The sequence below is a fragment of the Acinetobacter sp. UC24323 genome (assembly GCF_024151445.1).
GTDB lineage: Bacteria > Pseudomonadota > Gammaproteobacteria > Pseudomonadales > Moraxellaceae > Acinetobacter > Acinetobacter baumannii.
This window is the reverse complement of sequence record NZ_JAHIBY010000015.1, coordinates 69,788-76,035: the sequence shown is the minus strand read 5'-3', so window position 1 is coordinate 76,035 and position 6,248 is coordinate 69,788. Positions and strand designations below refer to the sequence as shown.

Annotated in this window: 6 protein-coding genes; 1 reads left to right on the top strand and 5 read right to left on the bottom strand. The window is 39.8% G+C overall.

Annotated elements, in window-relative coordinates; genetic code table 11:
- Positions 1-183 precede the first annotated feature (183 nt).
- Positions 184-534 (top strand): ankyrin repeat domain-containing protein, encoded by a 351-nt coding sequence (locus tag KNQ97_RS17310; RefSeq protein WP_000353868.1) that lies wholly within the window; start codon positions 184-186, stop codon positions 532-534.
- A gap of 45 nt (positions 535-579) precedes the next feature.
- Here the strand turns inward: KNQ97_RS17310 and KNQ97_RS17305 are convergent, their stop codons facing one another.
- From KNQ97_RS17305 to ribF, 5 genes are all read right to left on the bottom strand, one after another.
- Complete coding sequence (locus KNQ97_RS17305) at positions 580-1,122, bottom strand: NADPH-dependent FMN reductase (RefSeq protein WP_031980145.1); 543 nt, start codon at positions 1,120-1,122, stop codon at positions 580-582.
- A gap of 133 nt (positions 1,123-1,255) precedes the next feature.
- Positions 1,256-1,738: a peptidylprolyl isomerase gene (locus tag KNQ97_RS17300; RefSeq protein ID WP_000136002.1), complete on the bottom strand. Its 483-nt coding sequence runs from the start codon at positions 1,736-1,738 to the stop codon at positions 1,256-1,258.
- A gap of 1 nt (position 1,739) precedes the next feature.
- The gene (gene lspA / locus KNQ97_RS17295; RefSeq protein WP_001133879.1) at positions 1,740-2,270 is read right to left on the bottom strand and encodes a signal peptidase II; all 531 of its coding nucleotides are present in this window, start codon (positions 2,268-2,270) and stop codon (positions 1,740-1,742) included.
- Positions 2,263-5,100 carry an isoleucine--tRNA ligase gene (ileS, locus tag KNQ97_RS17290; RefSeq protein WP_057049426.1) on the bottom strand — a complete coding sequence of 946 codons (2,838 nt, stop codon included), beginning with the start codon at positions 5,098-5,100 and terminating at the stop codon, positions 2,263-2,265. Before ileS ends, lspA begins: the two co-directional genes overlap by 8 nt.
- Before the next feature lie 61 nt (positions 5,101-5,161).
- Positions 5,162-6,163, bottom strand: a complete 1,002-nt coding sequence (ribF, locus tag KNQ97_RS17285) for a bifunctional riboflavin kinase/FAD synthetase (protein ID WP_046127449.1) — start codon at positions 6,161-6,163, stop codon at positions 5,162-5,164.
- Between the last annotated feature and the right edge of the window lie 85 nt (positions 6,164-6,248).

Below are 6,248 nucleotides of genomic sequence, written 5' to 3'. Positions count from 1 at the left end.
AAACCTCTTAGCGCTGATGGTAGTGTGGGATTACCCATGTGAGAGTAAGTCATCGCCAGCTCATTATTCCAAACACCCCAATCTCAAAAGAGGTTGGGGTGTTTTTTTATAGCAAGAAATCAATCAATAAAGAATTATTTAAATATAGAACTACAAATCATTTTTGGATGCTTACTCGATTCTATGGATATAATGAGGAAGTTTTTTATTTTTGGTGTCCCCGTGAAAATTAATTCTTTCTCTCCCATACCTGAAGACGATGAAGAACTCTCTCTTCCAGAACTGATTTATTGGGCATCTTTAGGTGATCTAGAGCAAGTAAAACAATTATTAATAGATAGAGAAGACCCTAATCAGACTGATGATGAAGGGTATACTGCTCTACAAGCAGCGGCTGAGAATGATCATTTAGAGATAGTGAAGCTCTTAGTTGAAAAAGGGGCGCATGTCACTTATAAAAGCGAATATACAGCACTACAGCTTGCAGAAATGGCGGGTAATACTGACATAGTGAATTATTTAAAAAGTTTATAAAATTAAAAAGCCCCTTTTATTTGAAAAAGAGGCTTTTTGTTCAATTTAAGACAAATGATATTTCTGTAGTTTCTCAACAATTGATTGAAGCCCTTTTACTTCAAACTCATTGGCTTCGAATTTTTCATCTTTATTACGCTTAAATATATCCCGAATTTCTATTACAGCATTTGGGTCAACAATACTTAAACTTGAAGTGACTTGGCGTATTTGGCTAATAGAACGAGAACCATTTGTTGAGCCATAACCTATAAATGCGGCTGGTTTACCGCTCCATTCCTTACCGACATAGTCCAGTGCATTTTTTAAAGCTGGGCTGTAACCGTGGTTGTATTCTGGGCTAATAAAGATAAATGCATCAGCTTGGGCAATTTTATCAGCCCATTCTTGTTGTTTAGGTTGATCATAAATACCTGTAGCAGGTGGGTGAGAACCTGAAAATAAGGGTAGATTCCATTCTTTTAAATCAATTACTTCTGTTTGAAAATCTTTTAGATTAAATGAGGGTATTGTTGTTTCTAACCAATTGGCAATTTTAATAGCTGTGCGCCTTTCGCGAACACTTCCGACGATAATATAGACCAGCATATGTTTTTCCTAAGGATTTTTATCTTTATAACTTAATTCATTATATAGGTGCGTGAGAATATAGAATTTGTAAGGATTCTTATGTCATCAATAAAAGTTAAATAATAAAAAAGCCCTCAATCGAGGGCTTTTTTTACATGATCTTAATGCCTTGTTGACCAGCTGGAGTCACTTTAAATATCTCTACTTCAAAAGTAATATTTTTGCCGGCTAGAGGATGGTTGAAATCAATTTCAGTAATATCATCATTTACTGACTTCACAACACCAAATAAAGTTGCTTTTGCTTTATCTTCAAACTCGATCATGTGACCAGGAATAGGTCGTTGTTCGAATTTAACCGTATCAAAAGTTTGTATATTTTCAGGATTCCACGGACCAAAAGCATCTTCTGGTGGTAGATGTACTGTACGTCGATCGCCTGCACGTAAGCCAAGAAGCGCTTTCTCAAAACCTGGTAACAAGTTACCGTCGCCAATAGTCAAGCTAACAGGCTCTTCACGGCTACGTGTATTGTCAATTTCTACACCATTTTCGATAGCGACAGAAAAGTGTAGGTCAACTTTAGAACCGTCAGTAATACGAATTTCTTCATTAGGCTGAATAATTTCGGTCATATTATGCATCCGAATTTTTAGGTCTTTGCTTCTCAAGGAAAAATGTATCGATGAGTAGCAAAATGGTACCTAGAGTAATGGCACTGTCCGCAATATTAAAAGCTGGAAAGTGATGATTTTGGTAATAAACATGAATAAAATCGACCACATACCCTAAAGTAATACGGTCAATTAGATTACCAAGGGCTCCACCTAAAATTAAAGCGATAGCTACAGGTAGCACCACCATTTTTTTAGGCATACGTAGCAACCAAAATACAAAAAGTATTGAAACTAAGCCTGCCAAAGATGTGAAGAAATAGCGTTGCCATCCTCCAGCATCAGATAAAAAGCTAAAAGCTGCACCATAGTTATGTAATAGTGTCCAGTTTAAGAATGGAAGCACAGGTACAGGATCTGCGTAGTTCAGATGTGTACTTGCAATCCATTTTGTCCATTGATCCAACACAATGGCAAGGACAGAAAGTCCAAGCCAAATGAGGTTGTGAGGATAAAACTGGAATAAGCCTTTTTTAGCTTGTGAATTAGGCATATTTTCTCACTTCGCCACGACCAGTGACGTTCACAATACAACGACCACATAAACCAGGATGATCGGCATGTGTATTTACATCCGGAAGGACATGCCAGCAACGTGCACATTTTTCACCTTCAGCTGCAGATACTTGTACACGTAAGCCTTCCATTTCAGTTGCTTCACCTTGTTCAGCAAATGGATGTACTACTACTTGCGAAGTAATAAGAACAAAACGGAGTTCATCAGCCAGTTGGTTTAAAACTGTTTGTAATGATTCATTTGCCCAAAGTTCAACTTTGGCTGAAAGATTACTACCGACAAGTTTAGCGTTACGAGCTGCTTCAATCTGTTTATTTACTGCAGATTTTACGCTAATCAATGTTTGCCAATCTGCTTCAGAAAGCAAGTTTGCTTTTGATGAAACAGGTAAGTCATACCATTCAGCTGTAAATACATACTTCTCAGTTTGTTCAGGAATAAGTGGCCACGCTTCTTGAGCTGTGAAGCTTAGAATCGGGCTCATCCAGCGAACAAATGCTTGTACGATATGGTAAAGCGCTGTTTGTGCGGAACGACGTGCTTGTGAGTCAGCCTTAGTGGTGTATTGACGGTCTTTGATGATGTCTAGATAGAAACCACCTAAGTCATTAATACAGAAGCTTGTTAACGCACTACACACGACGTGGAAGTTCATTTCTTCATAGGCCGCGATAATGGTCTGTTGTACTTCATTAGCACGTTGCAAGATGTATTGATCAAGAGCAATAAGATCATCTACTGCCAGAGCATCCGTACTTGGTTTGAAACCATTTAAGTTTGCAAGTAAGAAGCGTAGCGTATTACGAATACGACGGTAGCTATCACTTACACGGCTAAAGATTTCTTTCGATGCTGCAATTTCATAGCGATAGTCGCTAGATGCTACATATAAACGTAAACCATCGGCACCAAGTTGTTTGATGATTTCTTCAAGCGGAATATAGTTGCCTAAAGATTTTGATAATTTACGGCCATTCTCATCAACTGTAAAACCATGAGTTAACAAGGCTTTATATGGCGCACGATTGTGAATTGCCATAGACGTTAATAAAGAAGATTGGAACCAACCACGGTGTTGGTCTGAACCTTCTAAATATAAGTCAGCAGGACTTTCTAATTCGTCGCGTTGCTCAAGTACAGCGTAATGCGTTGTACCAGAGTCAAACCATACATCAAGCGTATCGCGAACAGCATTGTACTGTTCAGCATCTTCACCAATGAAGTCCTTCGCATCACGGTTAAACCATGCATCAATACCTTCTTTCTCGATAAGTTTGGCAACTTCTTCGATGAGCTCAGGCGTACGAGGGTGCAATTCGTTCGTATCTTTATGAACGAAGAAAGGAATTGGTACACCCCAAGTACGTTGACGTGAGATACACCAGTCCGGACGGCCTTCGATCATTGATTCAATACGGTTTTTACCCCAGTTCGGTACAAACTCGATATCGTTTTCAATGGCATTAAGTGCACCGTCACGTAAACCTTTTTGATCCATGCTGATAAACCATTGCGGTGTAGCACGGAAAATAATTGGAGTCTTATGACGCCAGCAGTGTGGGTAGCTGTGTTTAATTGGTTGATGAGCCCATAAGCGACCTACAGCACCTAAAGCTTCAATAATCTTTGGATTGGCTTTATAGATGTGCTCGCCAGCAAAGATTGGTGCGGTTGGTAAGTAAACGCCGTTACCACCCACTGGGTTTTCAACTTTAAGGTTGTATTGAAGACCTACTTTATAGTCATCTGCACCGTGGCCAGGAGCAGTGTGTACAGCACCTGTACCGCTTGTTGCGATAACGTGTTCACCTAAAATAACCGGAACTTGGCGATCGGTAAGTAAAGGGTGTTGTAGGGTAAGATTTTCAAGAGCTGAACCAGTAAAGTCAGCTAAAACAACTGGGTTTTCAAGCTTGTAACGCTCGATTGCAGAAGCAACTAAGTCTTTAGCAAGAATAAAGTTTTGCTTACCACGTTCAGTAGTCACTTGTACCAATTGATATTCAATTTCGGCATGTAATGCAACTGCTTGGTTCGCTGGTAACGTCCAAGGTGTAGTGGTCCAGATCACGATATCAGTTGGATCTTGAATATCTACATTTACACGAGCGCTTAAGTCTTTTAAATCTACAACGCCAAAACCAACGTCAATTGCGTCTGATTTTTTATCTTCGTATTCAACTTCAGCTTCAGCAAGTGCTGAGCCACAGTCCATACACCAGTTCACTGGCTTTAAGCCCGGCTGGATATGACCATTTTTTTGGATTAAACCTAGAGCACGGACGATATCGGCTTCTTGTTTGTAATTCATGGTGAGGTAAGGATTATCCCAGTCACCTAAAATACCAAGACGTTTAAAGTCAGTACGCTGTAAATCAATTTGCTTTAGCGCATATTCACGGCAGTGTTTACGGAAAGTGGCTGCATCAACTTTTTCACCGACTTTACCTACTTTTTCTTCAACTTTTAGTTCGATTGGTAAACCGTGACAGTCCCAACCTGGTACATATGGCGCATCGAAACCTGCCAAAGTACGGCTTTTTACGATGATATCCTTAAGTACTTTGTTAACCGCATGGCCCAAGTGAATTGTACCGTTCGCATATGGAGGGCCATCATGCAAAATATATTTTTTCTTACCAATACGCGATGCACGAATCTGCTGATAAATGTTGTCGGTATACCACTCTTCTAACCATTTCACTTCACGTACTGCCAAATTTGCTTTCATTGCAAATTGAGTATCCGGCAGGTTTAGCGTGGCTTTGTAGTCCACTGCATTTTCAGTAGTTTGCTTATCGCTCATGCAAGTTGTCTTCCAGTTTAATCAGCTTGGGAGCCGACATGTTTTACAATCAAAATTCGAATTAAAAAGGAAATTGTGTCGTGTCGTTACGATATTGTCGTAATTGCTGCACGTCATTATCAATTCCTGCCTTAAGTGCTTCAAGCGAAGGGTAGTTCAATTCACCATGAAGATAGTGAAGAAAAGTCACCCGCATAAATAAGCCATACAGATTAGCAGAAACATCAGGGAAATGTACTTCTAATCTCCACTCTGGATGTTCTTGCTGAATGGCTGGACGTGTACCGACATGACCTGCACCATAGAGGCTGTTTTCATGGTATCCGGCAATTCCTGGCTTTTCAGGATTATCCTGAAGCACTTTTTGAGTTAGCGAAGTTGTTTCGCAAATGACTTCAACGCCATAAATACCATTTAAACAAGGCTTATGGCGGTTGAGACGAACATTAATCGTTGGGAAATCTAAAGTTCGTCCAATTTGGTCGCCATATTGAACACGACCGGTAATACTGTACGGACGGCCTAATAATTTAGCTGCTAAAGCGAGATTACCCACTTGAAGCACTTGGCGAATACGAGTTGAACTGACACGTTCACCTTCGAGTTCAATCGTATGTAAATTTGTGACTTGAAAGCCGTAATTCTTTAAAAATTCGCTATTGCCTTGTCGGTCTTTGCCGAAATGAAAGTCATCTCCTAAAACCAAAGCTTGAGCATTTAATTTGTCTTTTAATAAATCTGCAAACTCAGAAGCACTCATGCTACGGAAATGCTGGTCAAACTTGGCAACCGCAATGTAATCCACCCCAAGTTCAGCTAGATATTCAACTTTTTCCCGTAATGAATTAATACGAGGTGGGGCATCGTAGCCTTTAAAGAACTCAAGCGGTTGGGGCTCAAAAATCATGACCAATGTTCTTAAGCCTTGTGCTGCAGCAATTTTTTTGAGTTGAGCAATCATCGCTTGGTGACCTAAATGGACACCATCAAAATTACCAATAGTTACCGCTGTTTGTGGTAACTGGAAATTGGGCGATAACGCATTAAGACGAAGCAGTTTCATGAACTTAAAATATGGCTATTTTTGCAAGGGCTATATATTGCCATAATCTCACAGATTCGTCTTGTTGTTGTGTTTTTACTCAGGT

What these genes read in the sequence shown, in the direction of transcription:
- KNQ97_RS17310 (WP_000353868.1), top strand. Translation starts at nt 184, where the DNA reads ATGGATATAATGAGGAAGTTTTTTATTTTTGGTGTCCCCGTGAAAATT.
- KNQ97_RS17300 (WP_000136002.1), bottom strand. Translation starts at nt 1,738, where the DNA reads ATGACCGAAATTATTCAGCCTAATGAAGAAATTCGTATTACTGACGGT.
- ileS (WP_057049426.1), bottom strand. Translation starts at nt 5,100, where the DNA reads ATGAGCGATAAGCAAACTACTGAAAATGCAGTGGACTACAAAGCCACG.
- ribF (WP_046127449.1), bottom strand. Translation starts at nt 6,163, where the DNA reads ATGAAACTGCTTCGTCTTAATGCGTTATCGCCCAATTTCCAGTTACCA.
- KNQ97_RS17305 (WP_031980145.1), bottom strand. Translation starts at nt 1,122, where the DNA reads ATGCTGGTCTATATTATCGTCGGAAGTGTTCGCGAAAGGCGCACAGCT.
- lspA (WP_001133879.1), bottom strand. Translation starts at nt 2,270, where the DNA reads ATGCCTAATTCACAAGCTAAAAAAGGCTTATTCCAGTTTTATCCTCAC.